The sequence below is a fragment of the Aeromonas sp. S18(2024) genome (assembly GCF_041402525.1).
Classification (GTDB): domain Bacteria; phylum Pseudomonadota; class Gammaproteobacteria; order Enterobacterales; family Aeromonadaceae; genus Aeromonas; species Aeromonas enteropelogenes.
The window spans coordinates 16,301-32,461 of the sequence record NZ_JBGLQV010000002.1; the positions used below are offsets into that span (position 1 = coordinate 16,301).

Consider the following 16,161-nt stretch of genomic DNA (forward strand, 5'->3'; position numbering starts at 1 on the left):
ATGTCAGAGCGGCAGATCGTTGACCGTCACGCCCTCTTTGGTGAGCTTGAGCTCGGCGTTGAGGTGAGGCGGCTGCGCCTTCAGATAACCCATCAGGGTCAGCTGATCGAGCATGGGTGCCAGCTGTGGTACCGCCTTGCCCAGCTTGTCGCCAAGGCTGGCGTGCAGCACCCCGGTCAGCGCCTGCATCCCCTGCTCGCTGTTGAACAGTTGCTCCAGCGAGCTCGGGGCCAGGGTCGCCTCTCCCTTAATGGTGACGGGCTCGCCATTGAGCTTGGCGCCAAGGTCCGTCAGCTCGAGGCTGGCACCACGTTTGAGCATCTTGTCCAGTGCCTGCTGGACCGCCACTTCGTCGATCCCCTGGCCACCGGCCGCCTGCAGCCCCTGGTAGCCCTCCAGATCCAGGCCATTGAGGCTGACTGCCAGCGAGGCGTCGGTCACCGCCAGGGCATCGGACTCGTTCTCCAGATTGAGCTTGGCAATTTTCATCTGATAGGTGCTGGAGAGGGTCTGGGCGTCGTTGCCCTTGATCTGGGTCTGGGTGCTCATCCCCTGCAGGGCAATCCTGGCGCTATCGGGCAATTGCAGCGTCAGCGCCGCTAGGGTCATCTCGCTCTGGGGCGCCAGCAGGATGCCGCTGATCTCGGCCAGATCGGCACTCCCCTTCATGTCTGCCAACACCAGATCGAGCTTGTTCTGCTCTTCATGCACCGTCATCCCCTGCCAGCTCATGGTGATATGGCCGTTGCCGTCCAAATCCCCATGATACTCGCCATTGAGCGGCAGGAAGCTGAATTCATCCAGCCCCTGTTTGACCTTGAACTCGTTAGCCCAGAAACGGCTGCTGTTGCTCATGGTCCAGAGGCTGCTCAACGACTCCATGCCGAACTGCCACTGCTCCATTTTGAGAGCGCTGAATACAGGGGCCAGCGACCCCTGCCGGGTATCGAGCAAGGCATGGCTCTTGATATAGAGCGGCAGGATGCGGCTGTTGACCGTAAATTGCAGCTCCAGCGGCTGATCGCCCCCCATGCCACCGTCAAACGCCGCCATCTCCTGGGGCGAGATCACCAGCTTGAGCACGCCGTCCCGGGTGAACAGATTGCTGCTACCAGGCACCCAGGCCAGATCGAGGCCACTGTCATGCTTGACCTTGGCAATCTGCTCCGTCATGAGGCGATCGAAGCTGTTGCCGGTATACCAGCACGCCGCCAAACCACCACCTACCAGTGCCGCGCCGACGGCCAGGGCCACTATTTTTTTCATATGTTGATGAGTCTCCAGGGATTGTCACTGCACTCTACGGGGCCAGCTCCCGACCAGGCAAGCCCAATGAACGGAAATCCCGTGCCAGAGCTCGTCATGCTGGTCACAGCAGGGGACTGAAAAGATAGAAGATATTCTCCATCACCTTCTTGTACCAGGGGCGAGCATGCCACTGGGCCAGGGTCATGGGGGTGGCTTCCACCATATACCCCTGCACCAGCTGGTTCATCTGGGCGACAAAGGCCGGATTGTCCACCAGCAGGGTCACCTCGAAGTTGAGCCAGAGGCTGCGGCGATCCAGGTTGACCGTGCCCACCAGCGCGAAGTCATCGTCCACCAGCACACTCTTGGTGTGGAGCAGGCCGGCATCGTAGCGATAGATCTCCACCCCCGCCTCCAGCAGCTCCTCCATAAAGGCATTGCAGGCGTAGTTGGCCATGATGGAGTCGTTGCGCGCCGGCAGCACCAGTTGCACCTGCACGCCACGGGCTGCCGCCGAGCTGAGGGCCGCAGCCAGGGGATCGTCCGGTACGAAATAGGGGGTGGTGAGCACCAGGTGACTATGAGCCTGGTAGATGGCCAGCAGCAGGCTCTGCTGGATGCAGTCTCCCCCGACGAAGGGGCCGGAGGGGATCAGCTGGGCGCGATAATCGGTCTGGGGCCAGGCTTCGGGTTCGTGCTGCAGGCTATCGAGCAGGCGTTCGCCGGTCTCCATCTCCCAGTCCCAGACGAAGATGGACCACATCAGGGGCACCATGGGTCCCTGCACCCGGATCATGATGTCGACCCACTGGCCGACCCCGGCATCCTGCTTGAAGAAACGGGGATCCACCATGTTCATGGAGCCGGTGTAGCCAACCCTGTCGTCGATCACCACCAGCTTGCGGTGCATCCGCAGATCCTGGCGCTGGAACGGAATGCGCCAGGCACCGACGGGCAACACCTCCACCAGCTTGACCCCCGCCTTGCGCAGCTTCTTGGGCCAGGGGGAGCGGAAAAACTGCGAGCTGCCCACCGAGTCGAGCAGCAAACGACAATCCACACCGCGCTGTGCCACTTCCATCAGGGCCTCGCACACCATGTCAGCATCGCCACCAGGGTGCCAGATATAGAACTCCAGATAGCAGGAGAGCGTAGAGCGGCGGATATCCTGGGCGATCTCCCGCAGGATCCAGTCCGGTTTGTTGAGCAAGGTCATGCGGTTGCCGGAGAGCATAGGCATGGCCAGGCGGCCCTGGATCAGATCATGAAGCGGCTGGGCCTTGGCCCCCACCTCGCAGCAGTGCTGGGGAAACAGACGGGCCAGCTGACGGATCCAGATGGCATAAGGGCGGTACATGGCCTGAGCACGCTCGGCGCGGCGACGGCCGAGCCGGATCTCGCCAAACAGGACGTAGAACCCCACCCCGGCAAACGGGATGGCATAAATGAGGGCCAGCCAGGCCAGCGACACCCCGATGGGACGACGCTTCATCACCACCCTAAGCGACACACCGGCCACGATGACGGTGTGAAATAACAGCAGCAGCCAACCCAGAAAACGGGAAAACAGCAGTTGGAGATCGTGTTCCAGACCGTTAAACAACGGGAACTCCTCTTCTAATCGACAAACAGAACGGTGGGCAGACCCCATCAGGCCAGAATGGTATGCTGTAGGGCACATCCATTCAATCAGGTCTCATCCATGATCCTGCAATCTATGCTGCTCAGCCTGGCCATGCTAGGTCAAGGCTCATATGACATCAATGAACAACAGATAAACCAGTACCTGCAATCCCAGGTCAAGGTCGACAAACAACTGGAACTGCCCGGCATCATCAAGGCCCATGTACTGCTGGAGCAGAGCGACGTCCAGATCGGTCGCCAGCAGCCGGATACCGCCCGTGTCTATGGCAAGGGGAAGCTGAAAATAGCGCTGCCGGACAACACCGAATATGACGCCAGCCTGCAGATGACCTACGAGGCGAGGCCCCGCTACGACAAGAGCCAGAGTGCCCTGTTTCTCGACAATATGAAGCTGGTGGAGTACAAGCTGGAGCCGGAAGCCGCCCAGCAAAAATTCGGACTCATGCTCGGCATGCTGCTGCAGAGCATGGAAAAACGCCTGGAGACCCAGCCCGTCTATCGGCTTGACGACAAGGATCCGCAGCAGGCCTGGCTCAAGGAGAACCTGCTGGGGGTGGAGCTGTCACCGGGCAAAATCCACTTGCTGACTAATCCCCGCTAACCAGCCCATCTCTGCTGGTGCGCTCTGTCGCACCAGCAACTCCACCTGATAACCCTGCTGCAACTGCCGCTCATAGAGGGAGTGAAGGGCGCCTCTCAGACGATCGAGCCGCATATCGACAAAGCCGGCCTTGAGGTAAAAGGGTTTCTCGAAGGGCAGTGCCTGGCACACCACCGGCTTGTCAGCCAGGCCGTCGCAGGCATACTGCAGCAGCCGCGAGCCCAGCCCCAGAGACTGGTAATGAGGCAGCAAGCGAAACCCGCACAGGTGATAGAACTCGTCTTCGTCCCGCAACCTGACCGCTCCTACCAGCCAGTGGGCATCACGCACGACAAAGATCCGCTCGGCCAGATCTGGCACATAGTGGGAGAAGGTCGTTTCGTAATAATCCCTGATAAGAGAGAGGTCGGCGTCGCAGTACTCTTCGAAGGTAAGCTCCATTGCCGGCGTGCGAGTCACAAACAAATCCTTTGCTAATCAATTGGTAATGTCAGATATTGTGGACTAATCCGACCAGATTGACCCAGCAAGATAGCACGCCTGCCCGCGACAAAAAAGCGTCGGCGCGGGCAAAGCCGCACCTCTGCCCCATCCGGTGTCACAGGCTGTGACCCGCCTCACCCAATCGGCCCCAGCCTGCCGTTCAGCGCTTGTCCCGATCTGGCCATGATGCTTTACTCAAGCAGTTGTACACGACAAGGAGCACGCACTTGAAAGCATGGATGCTGGCGAGCCATCTACTGTTGATCCCCATCCCGGGCTGGAGCCAGACACCTCTCCCGGCAGAGGTGGTCTTTGTAACCTCCGAGCCACAGCCCGTCGCGCAAGTGGAACCCGCCCCCCAACCGGCCCCTCCCGCCGGCAGCAAGCAGATCCATGTCTATAAATCGGTGCAGCAAAACGGAGTAACCCGCTACTCCGATATGATCCCGGAGCAGGGCCATTATGAGTTGCTGCTGTTCAATGACTGCTTCGCCTGCAATCCCGACTCTCGCGTCAACTGGCAGACCACGGGGCTGTTTCTCTACGACTATGCCAGCACCATCAAGGCGGCCGCCAAGGCCTATCAGGTGGAGCCAGCCCTGATCCGCGCCCTGATCCATGCCGAATCCGCCTTCAACCCGCTGGCCATCTCCCGCAAGGGGGCCATGGGGCTGACCCAGCTGATGCCTGCCACGGCGCGGGAGCTCGGGGTTGGCAACGCCTTGCTGGCGGAGCAGAACATCTTTGGCGGGGTGAAATACCTGGCGGGGCTGCTCAAACTGTACGATGGCAACGTGGCACTGGCGACGGCCGCCTACAACGCCGGCGCGGGCGCCGTGCAAAAGCATGGCGGGATCCCCCCCTATGCCGAAACCCGGGCCTATGTAGAACGCGTCCAGCTGCTCCACCAGCGCTACAAAGAGATGCTGCAGGCCAAGGGGCTCTAGTCCTCGTCGTTTCTCGTTCTCACCAACCCCGCAAAAACAAAAAACACGCCCGCAGGCGTGTCGAGACCACACATGTTATGGCGAGCGCTTACTTCTGCTCGTCAGCCACCAGACGATAGGCCAGTGCCCCCAGAATGCCCCCGACAATCGGCGCAACCCAGAACAGCCACAGTTGGCTGGTCGCCCAGTCGCCGACAAACAGGGCCACACCGGTACTGCGGGCCGGGTTGACCGAGGTGTTGGTCACCGGAATACTGATGAGGTGGATCAGAGTCAGGCACAGGCCGATGGCGATCGGTGCAAAACCGGCCGGCGCGCGGCTGTCGGTCGCCCCCATGATGACGAACAGGAAGACAGCCGTCATCACCACTTCGCACACCAGCGCAGCCGTCAGGGTGTAGCCACCCGGCGAGTGTTCGCCATACCCGTTGGAGGCAAACCCGGCGGAGAGATCAAATCCGGCCTGGCCGCTGGCAATCACATAGAGCACGCCGGCTGCAACAATGCCGCCCAGCACCTGGGCCACGATGTAAGGCACGACCCCGGTCGCCGGAAAACGGCCACCCGCCCACAATCCCACGGTGACCGCCGGATTGAGGTGGCAACCCGAGATATGACCGATGGCAAAAGCCATGGTCAGTACCGTCAGGCCGAAGGCCAGGGCGACCCCCAGCAGACCGATCCCGACATCCGGAAAGGCCGCCGCCAATACGGCGCTTCCACATCCTCCCAGCACCAGCCAGAAGGTTCCAATAAATTCGGCAGCAACAGGTCTCACGCGATTTCTCCCCATAAAGTGACACTTAAAAGCTCCGTACAGAGCCCACAATTTAACAGGTGCGACATTATGGGAGTGTGAATCCGGGATGCGAACCCTGCCCGGGATGTTCAAAATTTGTGATTCACATCACAAAGCATTGATTAGATAAGGCATTTATCAGTAGTGCCGCGAAGTGCCGGCCTCATGAGGATAAGTTTCATGCGACAACTTATGACCATTTTGACTCCATCAGACCGCTTGCCCACCTCCGGGGACGCGCTTCCCCCTCACTCCCCGACCGGTGTGAAGCGGCTCACCACCTCTCCCTGATGTTCAATCCACTCCATGAACATGGCCACGGGACGGGCATAGACCTCGCCATCCTGCTCGGAGCGATAGATCACCAGCTGCTCCCCGGTTTCGGTGTGCAAGGCCAGAGTGAGGACATGATAAAGCCCCCCCTTGAAGTGACGATAACGGCCGGGTACGGGTGCATGCATGGAGATCCCTCCTGGGATTGAACGAAATGAAACGATGACACAGGCGTGCATGGGTTGGCTCACGCCATCCCGCCGATTTGCTGTCAAAAACGGGGAGTGGAAGACGAATTTTTCCGCAAGCCAATCGTGCCAGAGAGCGTGATAATTTCAACACAGTCAGGTAGCTTTGTTAATCAACCCATCATCTTTCACTGGCGATCCCGATATCACACAAACGATCATGCTGAATTTAACTTTTTAATAACCCTGTTTTGGAGCTAAAAATCAGGGATTTCTACTAAAAAGAAGATTGTTCTAGCATTCAATTCTGTGAAGAATAGGGGAAGGGAAATTTGATACTAAAAACCGCCTTTTTCGCCAACGCGTCCCCACGGGGAAGGAATCACAGTCACCATGTTCACTATCGACAAGTCGCACAAGCTCGACGATGTCTGCTATGACATCCGCGGCCCGGTGCATAAAGAGGCTCGCCGTCTCGAAGACGAAGGACACCGCATCCTCAAGCTCAACATCGGCAACCCGGCGCCGTTTGGTTTTGATGCACCGGAAGAGATCATCAAGGATGTCATCCTCAACATGCCCCAGAGCCAGGGCTACTGCGATTCCAAGGGTCTCTTCTCGGCCCGCAAGGCGGTGATGCAGTACTACCAGCAAAAAGGGATGCGCAAGGTCGATATCGACGACATCTACATCGGCAACGGCGCGAGCGAATTGATCGTGATGGCGATGCAGGCGTTGCTCAACAACGGCGACGAGATGCTGGTGCCCTCCCCCGACTACCCGCTGTGGACTGCGGCCGTCACCCTCTCCGGTGGCCACGCGGTGCACTATCGTTGCGATGAAGGGGCCGACTGGTATCCGGATCTCGATGACATCCGTGCCCGCATCACCCCGCGCACCCGCGGCCTGGTGCTGATCAACCCCAACAACCCGACCGGCGCCGTCTACGGCAGCGAGTTTTTGCTGGAGGTGATCGAGATCGCCCGCCAGCACAACCTCATCATCTTCGCCGACGAGATCTACGACAAGATCCTCTACGACGACATCTCCCACACCAGCGTCTGCACCCTGTGTGACGATGTGATGGTAGTGACCTTCAATGGCCTCTCCAAGGCTTACCGAGCCTGTGGTTTCCGCCAGGGCTGGATGGTCATTACCGGGCCCAAGGGGCGCGCCCGCGGCTATATCGAGGGATTGGAGATGCTGGCCTCCATGCGCCTGTGCGCCAACGTGCCGATGCAGCACGCCATTCAGACCGCCCTTGGCGGCTACCAGAGCATCAACGAGCTGATCCTGCCGGGCGGCCGCCTGCGCCGCCAGCGCGATAAGGCCTGGGAGCTTTTGAACGAGATCCCCGGGGTCTCTTGCGTCAAGCCCAAGGGGGCGCTCTACATGTTCCCGCGCCTGGATCCCAAGGTGTATGACATTCGCGACGACCAGAAGATGGTGTTCGACCTGCTGCAGCAGGAGAAGCTCTTGCTGGTGCAAGGCACCGGCTTCAACTGGCCGGCGCCGGATCACTTCCGCCTGGTGTTCCTGCCCCGGGAAGAGGAGCTGGAGGATGCCATCGGTCGTCTCGCCCGCTTCCTCAAGGACTACAAGCAGTAACGGCGACGCGACTTAGGCCTTGATCTGCCTCCTCTCCACGGTCGCAGAGCAAAGATAAAAAATCCGAAGCGGCCTGCACCGCTTCGGATTTTTTTATGGCGGGAGGCTCGCACTGCGAGGCCCGCTTTGTGAGTTATTTCTTCCCTTTCTCCCCGGTTGCCACCTCGGCGGGCGGCACTGCAGGGGCCTGATACCAATTCTCCCGGGGCACCAGCACCGCTTGTTCCGGCTGGGCGACAAAATTGGGGGACATGATCTGCACCCCGAACTCGTTGAACACATCCTGGATGTGGCCGTGCAACTCGGTTCTGACCGGACCGGGCAACAACCCCTCTTTCATCCGTACTTGCAGCTCGTACTCCACATACCAGTCCTGCAGATTGAGTTGACGCACCAGAGGCGCCTCTTCCTGGTTGATCAACTGGCAGCGCCTGGCCGCCAGCTCCAGCATGGCATGCACCTGGCGCCAGGGCGTGTCATAGCCGATGGTGACCTTGGTGAGCAGGGCGATACCCTTGTCGCTCGACAGCCGGCTCAGGTTGGTTACCTTGCCCCCTACCACCACGGCGTTGGGCAGGGTCACCTCGTGATCATGACGGGTCACCAGCTTGGTCGAGAGGGCGCTCAGCTCGGTGACGACCCCTTCCACCTCCCCTATCTGCACCAAATCCCCCGGCCGCAGGGCCCGCGAGTAGATCAGCACCAGGCCACTCATGGCATGGTTCATGATCCCGGCCGAGCCCAGGGTCACCATCAGACCGAAGAAGACGCTCACCCCCTTGAAGGCGTCCGAATCGGCCCCCGGCAGATAGGGGTAGGCGACGGTCAGGGCAAACAGCCAGATCACCACGGAGAGCAGACGGCGGGTCGCCCCTATCGTCTCGGAGTGCAACCCCTGCACCCGGAACTGGCCGCGCTCGATGCGCTCGAAGATGACGGCCAGCATGCGGATAAAGAGCTTGGTCAGCACGAAGATGACCAGCACGGTCGCAAGCCCCGGCATGGCGGCGATGATCCCGCTCAGGATGTCGCTGCACAGCCCCAGCAGGGAGGAGCCCAACTGCTCGCTCCAGACCCGGGTATGGGGAAACAGTCCCAGCACATAGGTGAGCCAGCCATAGGTGAGCAGCAGGATCACCAGCAAGGTGAATACGCCGATGACACGGATCTCCAGATTGCCGAGCACCTGACGCCATTGATGGGGGATCAGCCCCTTTTGCTGCAGCAGGTTGTTGGCAAACCAGCGGCGCGCCCGCAGGTGACCCCGCCGCAGCAGTTGGACCACCACCAGAAAAATCAGGGTCACCAGCAGCGTCTTGCCCGCGGCCTTGATCAGATAGGCGTTGGAGTGCAGCTCCAGCACCTTGATCCGCACATTCTCCAGCCTCACCCGCACCCGCTCGGCGGCCTGATCCAGGGTCAGCTCATCGAGCCACTCCAGATCCTTTTCCAGCAGCACCAGCAGGTGCTTGTCATGGATCCTGAACTCCCTGGCCTCCTGGCCGAGCCGGGTCGAGCTGACCACGGTCACTGGATGGGTCAAATCCTCGGGCTGCAACTGTTGCACCCGCTCCTTGACGATCCGCACCCGGGCCGCCCCGTCCAGGCGGCCGAATTTCGCTTGCAGCATCACGATGGGCTCGTGAAACAGGGTCAGGGTCTGGGCCCGCTCCTGCTCGGTCGGCTCCAGCCTCGGCTCCGCCGCCCACCCGCTATTGACCGTGAGCAGGGCCAGCAGCATCCCTGCCAGCCTGCTCATCCCTCTATGCCCCATAACCTCTCCCTATTGACCGCCAGGTCCCATCATGATGGCCACGCCCTGTCACGGGATTGGGTCAACCGACTCAATCCAAATCTTGCCGTCATCCGTGACACGCCGGAACACCGTCCGTTTTTTGCAAAAAACCGAGTTATAACAAAGATTACCAGCAGTAATAGCACCGCGGCGATGGCGGCGAAAGAGGCCGCCACACCATTTTGCAACCTAACTCACAGGCATCTGGGCACACCATCAAAAAGGACTCGTACTGATTCGATAAAATCGGTAGACGGCCATAAAAAAACAGGGCCCCGCAGGGCCCTGTTTTCACGAACAACCGGTTTACAGCTCGACCACGTCGAACTGCACGTCCGGGTTCACATCCGCATCGTAATCCACCTCGTCCAAGCCGAAACCGAACAGACGCAGGAACTCCTGCTTGTAGCTGGTGTAGTCGGTCAGATCGGAGAGGTTCTCGCTGGTGATGGACGGCCACAGATCGCGGCAGGTCTGCTGCACGTCTTCACGCAGCTCCCAGTCATCCATGCGGATGCGGGCCTGTTCGTCCAGCGCCAGATCGGCACCATACAGACGGGTGCGCATCATGCGATCCACCTGCTCCATGCAACCCTCGTGAATGCCCTTCTCCTTCATGATCTTGAACGCCATTGAGATATAGAGCGGCATCACCGGAATGGCAGAAGAGGCCTGGGTGACCACGGATTTCAGCACGGCCACGTGGGCGGTGCCGCCCTTGGCAGCCAGATCGCCACGGATGGCGGCGGCGGCGCGGTCCAGATCTTCCTTGGCGCGGCCCAGGGTGCCATGCCAGTAGATGGGCCAAGTCAGATCGGTACCGATGTAGGAGTAGGCAACGGACTTGGCGCCATCGGCCAACACACCCGCATCGCGCAGGGCAGCCATCCACAGCTCCCAGTCCTGACCACCCATGACGGTGATGGTGTTCTGGATCTCTTCCTCATTCGCCGGCTCGACGGTGGCGGTGATGATCTGATCCTTGTTGGTGTCGATGGCGGTGGTGGTGTAAACCTCACCGATGGGTTTGAGGGCAGAGCGTACCACTTCGCCGGTTTCCGGCATCTTGCGCACCGGAGAGGCCAGAGAGTAGACCACCAGGTCAACCTGACCCAGATCCTGCTTGATGAGTTCGATCACCTTGGCACGGCACTCGTTGGAGAAGGCATCGCCGTTGACGCTTTTCGCGTACAGGCCCGCCTCTTTGGCGGCCTTGTCGAAGGCGGCGGAGTTGTACCAGCCGGCAGTACCGGTCTTGGTTTCGCTGCCCGCTTTTTCAAAGAAGACGCCGATGGTGGCGGCGCCGGAGCCAAAGGCGGCGGCAATGCGGGACGCCAGGCCATAACCGGTAGAGGCGCCGATCACCAGCACCTTCTTGGGACCATTCTCGATGGTGCCCTTGGCCTGGGTATAGGCAATCTGACGACGAACATTGGCTTCGCACCCGACCGGGTGAGTGGTGGTGCAGATAAAGCCGCGAACCTTGGGTTTGATGATCATGTGTTGTCTCTTATCCGTTTGATGGATGAAATCGGGGCATAAGATACCTCATCTTGCCGGGATTAGGTGCTCTGATGTGTTGAACTGCGGCAAAAACGGGCATCTCGCAGGCTACCTGCTACCCAAAACAGAACCCTCGCGGATGAATGAAGCGCAACTCGCAGACCCATTGCTCACAACTCAATCGAACAGCAGCTATCGGGGACTAACAACATCAAAGGGAGGCATCAGCCTCCCTTTTGTGTTTTATCGCGCCGGCAGACGGCGATTATTTGGTGGTCGGTGCCACCTTGATGGCCGGCGCCTTGGCATGAGCCGCTTTATGGTGTTTTTTCACCACCTTGGTCTGGGTGGTTTGCGGCGCAGCAGACTTGGTCGGGGTGGCAGCCATGGTGAAACCGGAGGTGAGGGCGAAAACGGCGGCCAGGGTCAGGGGAATGATCTTTTTCATCTTCATTTTCCTTATTCAGGTGGGTGTCATGGAGCCTTCTCCATGACTTCATCCTAAAGGGAGGGCGGCCGCGCTTCCGTGAGTGGTTGGTGACGGTTTGTATCCAAATGTACAGGCAGGGTGAGGCAGAAACGGGCACCGCCGTCACCGGGCAGCAGGGCCACCTCTCCCCCGTGATGGTGGGCAATGCTGCGCACTATGGCCAGCCCGAGGCCGCTGCCACCGGTGCGGCGGTCACGACTCTTGTCCAACCTGACAAACGGCTCGAAGATTTGCGGGGCCAGCTGCGGATCGATACCGGGCCCGTCGTCGCTCACCTCCAGCAGGTAACGATCCTGCAAGCGCGAGACGGTGAAGATGACCCTGTGCTCGGCATAGCGCAGGGCATTGCCGATGAGATTCTCCACGGCACGGGCCAGCAGCCGTTGATCGCCGCACCAGGGCATATCGATGGGCTGAAGCTCGAAAACCAGCTCTTTATCGGGCCGCAGCGCCTGCCAGTCGGCGCTGTGCTGCCGTGCCCACGCCCCCAGCTCGATCTCGTCGCGCTGCAGCGGCATCTCGGGCCTGTCCAGCCTGGCGTAGGTGAGCATCTCCTCGATCAGGGCATCCAGCGCCCCCAGATCACGCTCCAGGGCTTGCTGATCCGGCGCGGCTGGCTGTGGTTCCAGCATCGCAAGACGATAGCGCAACCTGACCAGCGGGGTACGCAACTCATGGGCGATGGCATCGGTCAGTTGCTTGCGACTGGCCAGCATGGCCTGCAGCTGGGCGGCCATCTCATCGAAGGTTCGCCCCACCCGCGCCAGGCTGCTCCCCGCCGGCAGGTTGGTGCGACGGGAGAGATCGCCGTCGCCAACCAGACGGGCCGTGCGTTCCAGCTGTTGCAAACCGCGCCAGTGGGGGCGCAACCAGAGCAGGATGGGCACACCGAGGGAGAGCCCGATCAGCAGCAGCAACCCCACATCAACCCAGTGAAGTTCATGAAGATAAGAGAGATAGGGCACGGGGCCGACGATCAGCACCTGTTCGGTACCCGGGATGCGCTGCAAGAAGGTGTCATCTTCTTCGACGATCACGATATTGCCCGCGGCAAGAAAGGCCTGATCCTCCCGTGCCAGCGGTTGCTGTGCCAGCGCCCCGACCTTGAGCGGCAGGGTGAGCTGGTGGCTCTGCACCCGCAGGCGCTCCGGCCAGAGTTCGGGGGAGAGCTTGGCCAGCTCCCCCGTCAACAGGCCCAGAGAGCCTTGCATCATCCGCTCCAGATAGCGATCCCCCGCCCGCTCGGCGGTCACCTGATAGACCATGCCCACCAGCAAGATCGCCAGGGTGAAGCAGCCCATCAGCAACAGATAAAACTGGATAAAGAGGCGGCGCATGATGCTCCTCGCTGCTCCCGGTTATTCCCAGGCGTGGGGCACGAACAGATAGCCTTTCTGGCGGACCGTCTTGATGCGCACCGGGTTATTGGTGTCATCGCCGAGCCGGCGTCGCAAGCGGGAGATGGCGACATCCATGCTGCGATCCAGCCCGTCATACTCCCGGCCTCGCAGGCTTTGGAACAGGGCTTCCCGCCCCAGGATCTGGCCGGCGTGGCAGGCCAGCTCCCACAACAGATCGAAATCGGCGGTGGAGAGGGCAATGCTCTGACCGTCGAGCCGCACATCCCGCCCCGCCCCATCGACGCACAGACGGCCAAATTGCAGAGTCTGGGGCGCCGAGGTCACCGCCACCGGCTGCGGCGCCCGCTGGTGCTGTCGAAACTGCACCCGCAGCCTGGCCAGCAGCACGGACGGGGGCGTGGTCTTGAGGATATAGTCGTTCGCCCCCAGCTCCAGGCTCAGGATCTGATTCATGTCGCTGTCGAGGGAGGTGAGCATGACGATAGGGCCGCCAAAGCGCGGTCGTAATGCCCTGCACAGGGACATGCCATCGAGCCCCGGCAACATGATATCGAGCAGTACCAGATCAGGCTGTTCGGCCTCGAATCTGGCCAGCGCCCTGTCTCCCCTGCTCTCCAGGATCACCTCCATCTCATGACGTCCGAGCCAGTTGCTGATCAGCTCGCCAATCTCGGGGTCATCCTCAACAAACAGAATACGTTGCATAAAAAGCGCTCGCTGGCAGCAAGGGAAAACCCATTCGGGATGTTACGCGGCCACTTTTGACGTTGTGGCCCCAGATTACCCCTTCTTGATCTCCCGCAGGTAGCGGTAGATGGAGTGCACCGAGATGCCGAGCTGGCGGGCGGCGATCTGGGCGCTGTCTTTGAGCTCGAAGATCCCCATGTCGTGCAGCTGGTTGACGATGACCCGGGTCTTCTGGGATGGCGGTACCGCCTCGTTGCCACGCACCTCGCTGCTGATGGTGTCGATGGTGCTGTTGAGGGCCTCGTCGATGTTGCGGGCGAACACCTCGGGGGTAGTGGAGTTCTCGTGGGTATGCATGCACTCGGGCATCATGGCCCGCAGTACGGATTGCAGCGGGGCATCCATGTCGGTGTTGATGCACAGCATGCCGATCGGCTGGTGCTCGCCATTGCGAATGATGGTGGTGAGGGAGCGCAGCGTCTTGCCGGTGGCGCACTTGGTCAGGTAGGGGCTGGAGATATCCTGCCCGCTCTTGAGCTTCATCAGCGCCAGGTTGGTGATGGGAGCACCGACGCTGCGGCCCGTGATATGGCCGTTGGCAATCTTGATGATCGAGGGGTTGCGCGCATCCAGACTGTGGAGCAATACCTCCGTATGCTGGCCATACATGGCGGCGATGCCATCCACTATGTTTTCCATCGCCTTGAGGATCTCGAAATCACTCGGACTCAACTCTTGCAGCTTCACATTGGGACCTTAATGCAGGGGCTGCTGCGCCGGACTCGGGGCGCCGGGCAGCAGCCGACAGGGACACTCAGGCGGACATGATATCAATAATGGTGCTGTCTGTGGCAGCCATGCCGTCCTTGACCATCTGACCGACGTTGCGGATGGTTTGTTCCACGTTGCCTGCGACGATCCCCTGCCCCGAAACCGAGTGGCTGTTGAGGGCCATCAGGAAGCCGCGCACCGCCGCACTGGAGGAAGTACTCACCTTCATGGCGCAGGAGGCTTTCGCCCCGTCACACACCATGCCGGCGCTGTCGCTCAGCACGTTCTGAATGGCATGACAGGATTGCTCGAAGCTCCCTCCCGCCAGGTAGACCATGGCCATGGCAGCGGCGGCACTGGTGACGGTGTTGCCGCAAAATGCCGACAGCGGCGGATAGTGGGATTTGATATAGATGGCGCCCAGGTGGCTCATGATGAGGGCGCGGGCCAGCTGCTCTTCGCTTGCGCCATAGCGCTCGGCAATCACCACCACGGGAATGGTGGCGGCAATGCCCTGATTGCCGCTGCCGAAGTTGCTCATGGCGGGCAGGCTGGCGCCCCCCATGCGGGCGTCGGAGGCGGCGGCGGTGCGCATCACGATGCGGTTCATCACATCCTCGCCGATGAGGCCGGCCTGGATGTTCTGCTGCATGGTGCGCCCGATCTCGAGGCCATAGGGATTGCTCATCCCCTCGTCGGAGAGCCTGCCGTTGAGTTCGGAGGCCTGGAGGATGAAGCGGATCTGCTCGAACTCCACCTGGGTGGCGAATTCGTGGATGGCAGCGATGCTGATGTCGACCCCGTCGCAGATGGCCCCGGTGGCGCCACTCTGGGTCGGGTCCGCCGCAAAGGTGACCTCGCCATCCCGACGCTGCTCGACGATGCGGGTATGCCCCCCGCACAGGGTCACCTCGGCGCTGTGCTCCTCGCCCTGATCATCATGACCGGACACTGTCACCCGACAGTAGATGAACTCAGGGGCCTCGGTACGACTGACCAGCACGGCCCCTGCGTCGATCAGGGACTGGGCACGGGCCACCTGCTCCGGGGTGATGGCAGCCAGCACCTCGAGCCCTGCGTCAGCCTTGCCACCGATGGCGCCGGCAGCCGCGGCGATGGCCAGCCCTATCCTGCCGGTGCCGGGTACATAGACCCCCATGGAGTTCTTGTAGAGATTGTCCGAGACCACCACCGACAGACGCTCGGGCTCACACCCCAGCGCCCTGGCGGCGACGGCCGCGGCATAAGCGGCGGCGATGGGCTCGGTACAGCCCAGCGCCGGTTTGACAACCTGTTGAATAATCTTCAGATACTGCTGCCATGCTTGTTTCATTGCGAGAACCTTTCTGTGTGCATTAACGGGCGATATGGGCGATGGCTTCGACTTCCACCCTGACCCCCATGGGCAGATCTTTCACCGCGAAACAGCTGCGCGCCGGACAATCCTGCTGGAAATAGCGTTTATAAACCGCGTTGAATGCGGCAAAATCGCTGATCTCCGCCAGGTAACAGGTGGTCTTGAGCACGGTATCGAGCGAGCCGCCACCCGCCTCCAGCACGGATTTCAGGTTTTCCAGCGCCTGCTGGCTCTGGGCCGTGATGCCCCCTTCCACCACGCCCCCTTGCTGCTTGCAGACCGGCAACTGACCGGAGGTAAAGATGAGATCGCCATAGGCAGTGCCATGGCTGTAGGGGCCGATGGCATCGGGTGCGGCATTCGCCACTATGACCTGTTTCTTCATATCGCTACTCCTTAATATGCA

The 16,161-nt window shown here is 60.7% G+C and carries 16 protein-coding genes; 3 read left to right on the forward strand and 13 right to left on the reverse strand.

Features of this window, described 5'->3' with window-relative positions:
* Window positions 1-3 precede the first annotated feature (3 nt).
* Window positions 4-1,266: a DUF945 family protein gene (locus ACB034_RS03280; RefSeq protein WP_371172076.1), complete on the reverse strand. Its 1,263-nt coding sequence runs from the start codon at window positions 1,264-1,266 to the stop codon at window positions 4-6.
* Window positions 1,267-1,369: 103 nt separating this feature from the next.
* A complete protein-coding gene (cls, locus tag ACB034_RS03285; RefSeq protein WP_371172077.1) occupies window positions 1,370-2,851 on the reverse strand; it encodes a cardiolipin synthase in 1,482 nt (493 codons plus the stop codon).
* 99 nt (window positions 2,852-2,950) lie between these two features.
* Between cls and ACB034_RS03290 the strand changes: the two genes are divergently transcribed.
* Window positions 2,951-3,493: a DUF1439 domain-containing protein gene (locus ACB034_RS03290; RefSeq protein WP_042072791.1), complete on the forward strand. Its 543-nt coding sequence runs from the start codon at window positions 2,951-2,953 to the stop codon at window positions 3,491-3,493.
* Here the strand turns inward: ACB034_RS03290 and ACB034_RS03295 are convergent.
* Entirely contained in the window at window positions 3,455-3,934 is a 480-nt protein-coding gene (locus ACB034_RS03295; RefSeq protein ID WP_042027413.1) for a GNAT family N-acetyltransferase, read from the reverse strand. The two genes, ACB034_RS03290 and ACB034_RS03295, sit on opposite strands and share 39 nt — an antisense overlap.
* Before the next feature lie 281 nt (window positions 3,935-4,215).
* Here ACB034_RS03295 and ACB034_RS03300 point away from each other — a divergent pair, with 281 nt between their 5' ends.
* Window positions 4,216-4,923 (forward strand): lytic transglycosylase domain-containing protein, encoded by a 708-nt coding sequence (locus ACB034_RS03300; protein WP_042072792.1) that lies wholly within the window; start codon window positions 4,216-4,218, stop codon window positions 4,921-4,923.
* Between the two features lie 88 nt (window positions 4,924-5,011).
* Here ACB034_RS03300 and aqpZ read toward each other — a convergent pair whose 3' ends face one another.
* Both aqpZ and ACB034_RS03310 read right to left on the reverse strand, forming a co-directional pair.
* Entirely contained in the window at window positions 5,012-5,701 is a 690-nt protein-coding gene (gene aqpZ / locus ACB034_RS03305; protein WP_042027418.1) for an aquaporin Z, read from the reverse strand.
* Window positions 5,702-5,970: 269 nt separating this feature from the next.
* Window positions 5,971-6,183 (reverse strand): DUF1653 domain-containing protein, encoded by a 213-nt coding sequence (locus ACB034_RS03310; RefSeq protein ID WP_371172078.1) that lies wholly within the window; start codon window positions 6,181-6,183, stop codon window positions 5,971-5,973.
* 393 nt (window positions 6,184-6,576) lie between these two features.
* Here ACB034_RS03310 and ACB034_RS03315 point away from each other — a divergent pair, with 393 nt between their 5' ends.
* On the forward strand, window positions 6,577-7,791 hold the full coding sequence (locus ACB034_RS03315) for a pyridoxal phosphate-dependent aminotransferase (RefSeq protein ID WP_042072799.1): 1,215 nt from the start codon (window positions 6,577-6,579) through the stop codon (window positions 7,789-7,791).
* Window positions 7,792-7,924: 133 nt separating this feature from the next.
* Here the strand turns inward: ACB034_RS03315 and ACB034_RS03320 are convergent, their stop codons facing one another.
* The 8 genes from ACB034_RS03320 to ACB034_RS03355 form a co-directional block, all read right to left on the reverse strand.
* Window positions 7,925-9,565, reverse strand: a complete 1,641-nt coding sequence (locus tag ACB034_RS03320) for a mechanosensitive ion channel family protein (protein ID WP_371172079.1) — start codon at window positions 9,563-9,565, stop codon at window positions 7,925-7,927.
* Window positions 9,566-9,892: 327 nt separating this feature from the next.
* On the reverse strand, window positions 9,893-11,086 hold the full coding sequence (gene fabV, locus ACB034_RS03325) for an enoyl-ACP reductase FabV (protein WP_371172080.1): 1,194 nt from the start codon (window positions 11,084-11,086) through the stop codon (window positions 9,893-9,895).
* 268 nt (window positions 11,087-11,354) lie between these two features.
* The gene (locus tag ACB034_RS03330; RefSeq protein WP_371172081.1) at window positions 11,355-11,537 is read right to left on the reverse strand and encodes a hypothetical protein; all 183 of its coding nucleotides are present in this window, start codon (window positions 11,535-11,537) and stop codon (window positions 11,355-11,357) included.
* 53 nt (window positions 11,538-11,590) lie between these two features.
* The gene (gene rstB, locus ACB034_RS03335; protein WP_371172082.1) at window positions 11,591-12,916 is read right to left on the reverse strand and encodes a two-component system sensor histidine kinase RstB; all 1,326 of its coding nucleotides are present in this window, start codon (window positions 12,914-12,916) and stop codon (window positions 11,591-11,593) included.
* A 21-nt stretch (window positions 12,917-12,937) separates the two neighbouring features.
* Complete coding sequence (rstA, locus tag ACB034_RS03340) at window positions 12,938-13,645, reverse strand: two-component system response regulator RstA (protein WP_371172083.1); 708 nt, start codon at window positions 13,643-13,645, stop codon at window positions 12,938-12,940.
* Between the two features lie 75 nt (window positions 13,646-13,720).
* Entirely contained in the window at window positions 13,721-14,374 is a 654-nt protein-coding gene (locus ACB034_RS03345) for a transcriptional regulator (protein ID WP_042027428.1), read from the reverse strand.
* Between the two features lie 67 nt (window positions 14,375-14,441).
* Window positions 14,442-15,731: a serine dehydratase subunit alpha family protein gene (locus ACB034_RS03350; protein WP_371172084.1), complete on the reverse strand. Its 1,290-nt coding sequence runs from the start codon at window positions 15,729-15,731 to the stop codon at window positions 14,442-14,444.
* Between the two features lie 22 nt (window positions 15,732-15,753).
* On the reverse strand, window positions 15,754-16,140 hold the full coding sequence (locus ACB034_RS03355) for a Rid family detoxifying hydrolase (protein ID WP_042027430.1): 387 nt from the start codon (window positions 16,138-16,140) through the stop codon (window positions 15,754-15,756).
* Window positions 16,141-16,161: the final 21 nt, after the last annotated feature.

Bases quoted from the DNA above. Each gene is read 5' to 3' on its own strand.
- ACB034_RS03280 (WP_371172076.1), bottom strand. From the start codon at position 1,266: ATGAAAAAAATAGTGGCCCTGGCCGTCGGCGCGGCACTGGTAGGTGGT.
- ACB034_RS03290 (WP_042072791.1), top strand. From the start codon at position 2,951: ATGATCCTGCAATCTATGCTGCTCAGCCTGGCCATGCTAGGTCAAGGC.
- ACB034_RS03295 (WP_042027413.1), bottom strand. From the start codon at position 3,934: ATGGAGCTTACCTTCGAAGAGTACTGCGACGCCGACCTCTCTCTTATC.
- ACB034_RS03300 (WP_042072792.1), top strand. From the start codon at position 4,216: ATGCTGGCGAGCCATCTACTGTTGATCCCCATCCCGGGCTGGAGCCAG.
- ACB034_RS03310 (WP_371172078.1), bottom strand. From the start codon at position 6,183: ATGCATGCACCCGTACCCGGCCGTTATCGTCACTTCAAGGGGGGGCTT.
- ACB034_RS03315 (WP_042072799.1), top strand. From the start codon at position 6,577: ATGTTCACTATCGACAAGTCGCACAAGCTCGACGATGTCTGCTATGAC.
- ACB034_RS03320 (WP_371172079.1), bottom strand. From the start codon at position 9,565: ATGGGGCATAGAGGGATGAGCAGGCTGGCAGGGATGCTGCTGGCCCTG.
- fabV (WP_371172080.1), bottom strand. From the start codon at position 11,086: ATGATCATCAAACCCAAGGTTCGCGGCTTTATCTGCACCACCACTCAC.
- ACB034_RS03330 (WP_371172081.1), bottom strand. From the start codon at position 11,537: ATGAAAAAGATCATTCCCCTGACCCTGGCCGCCGTTTTCGCCCTCACC.
- rstB (WP_371172082.1), bottom strand. From the start codon at position 12,916: ATGCGCCGCCTCTTTATCCAGTTTTATCTGTTGCTGATGGGCTGCTTC.
- rstA (WP_371172083.1), bottom strand. From the start codon at position 13,645: ATGCAACGTATTCTGTTTGTTGAGGATGACCCCGAGATTGGCGAGCTG.
- ACB034_RS03350 (WP_371172084.1), bottom strand. From the start codon at position 15,731: ATGAAACAAGCATGGCAGCAGTATCTGAAGATTATTCAACAGGTTGTC.
- ACB034_RS03355 (WP_042027430.1), bottom strand. From the start codon at position 16,140: ATGAAGAAACAGGTCATAGTGGCGAATGCCGCACCCGATGCCATCGGC.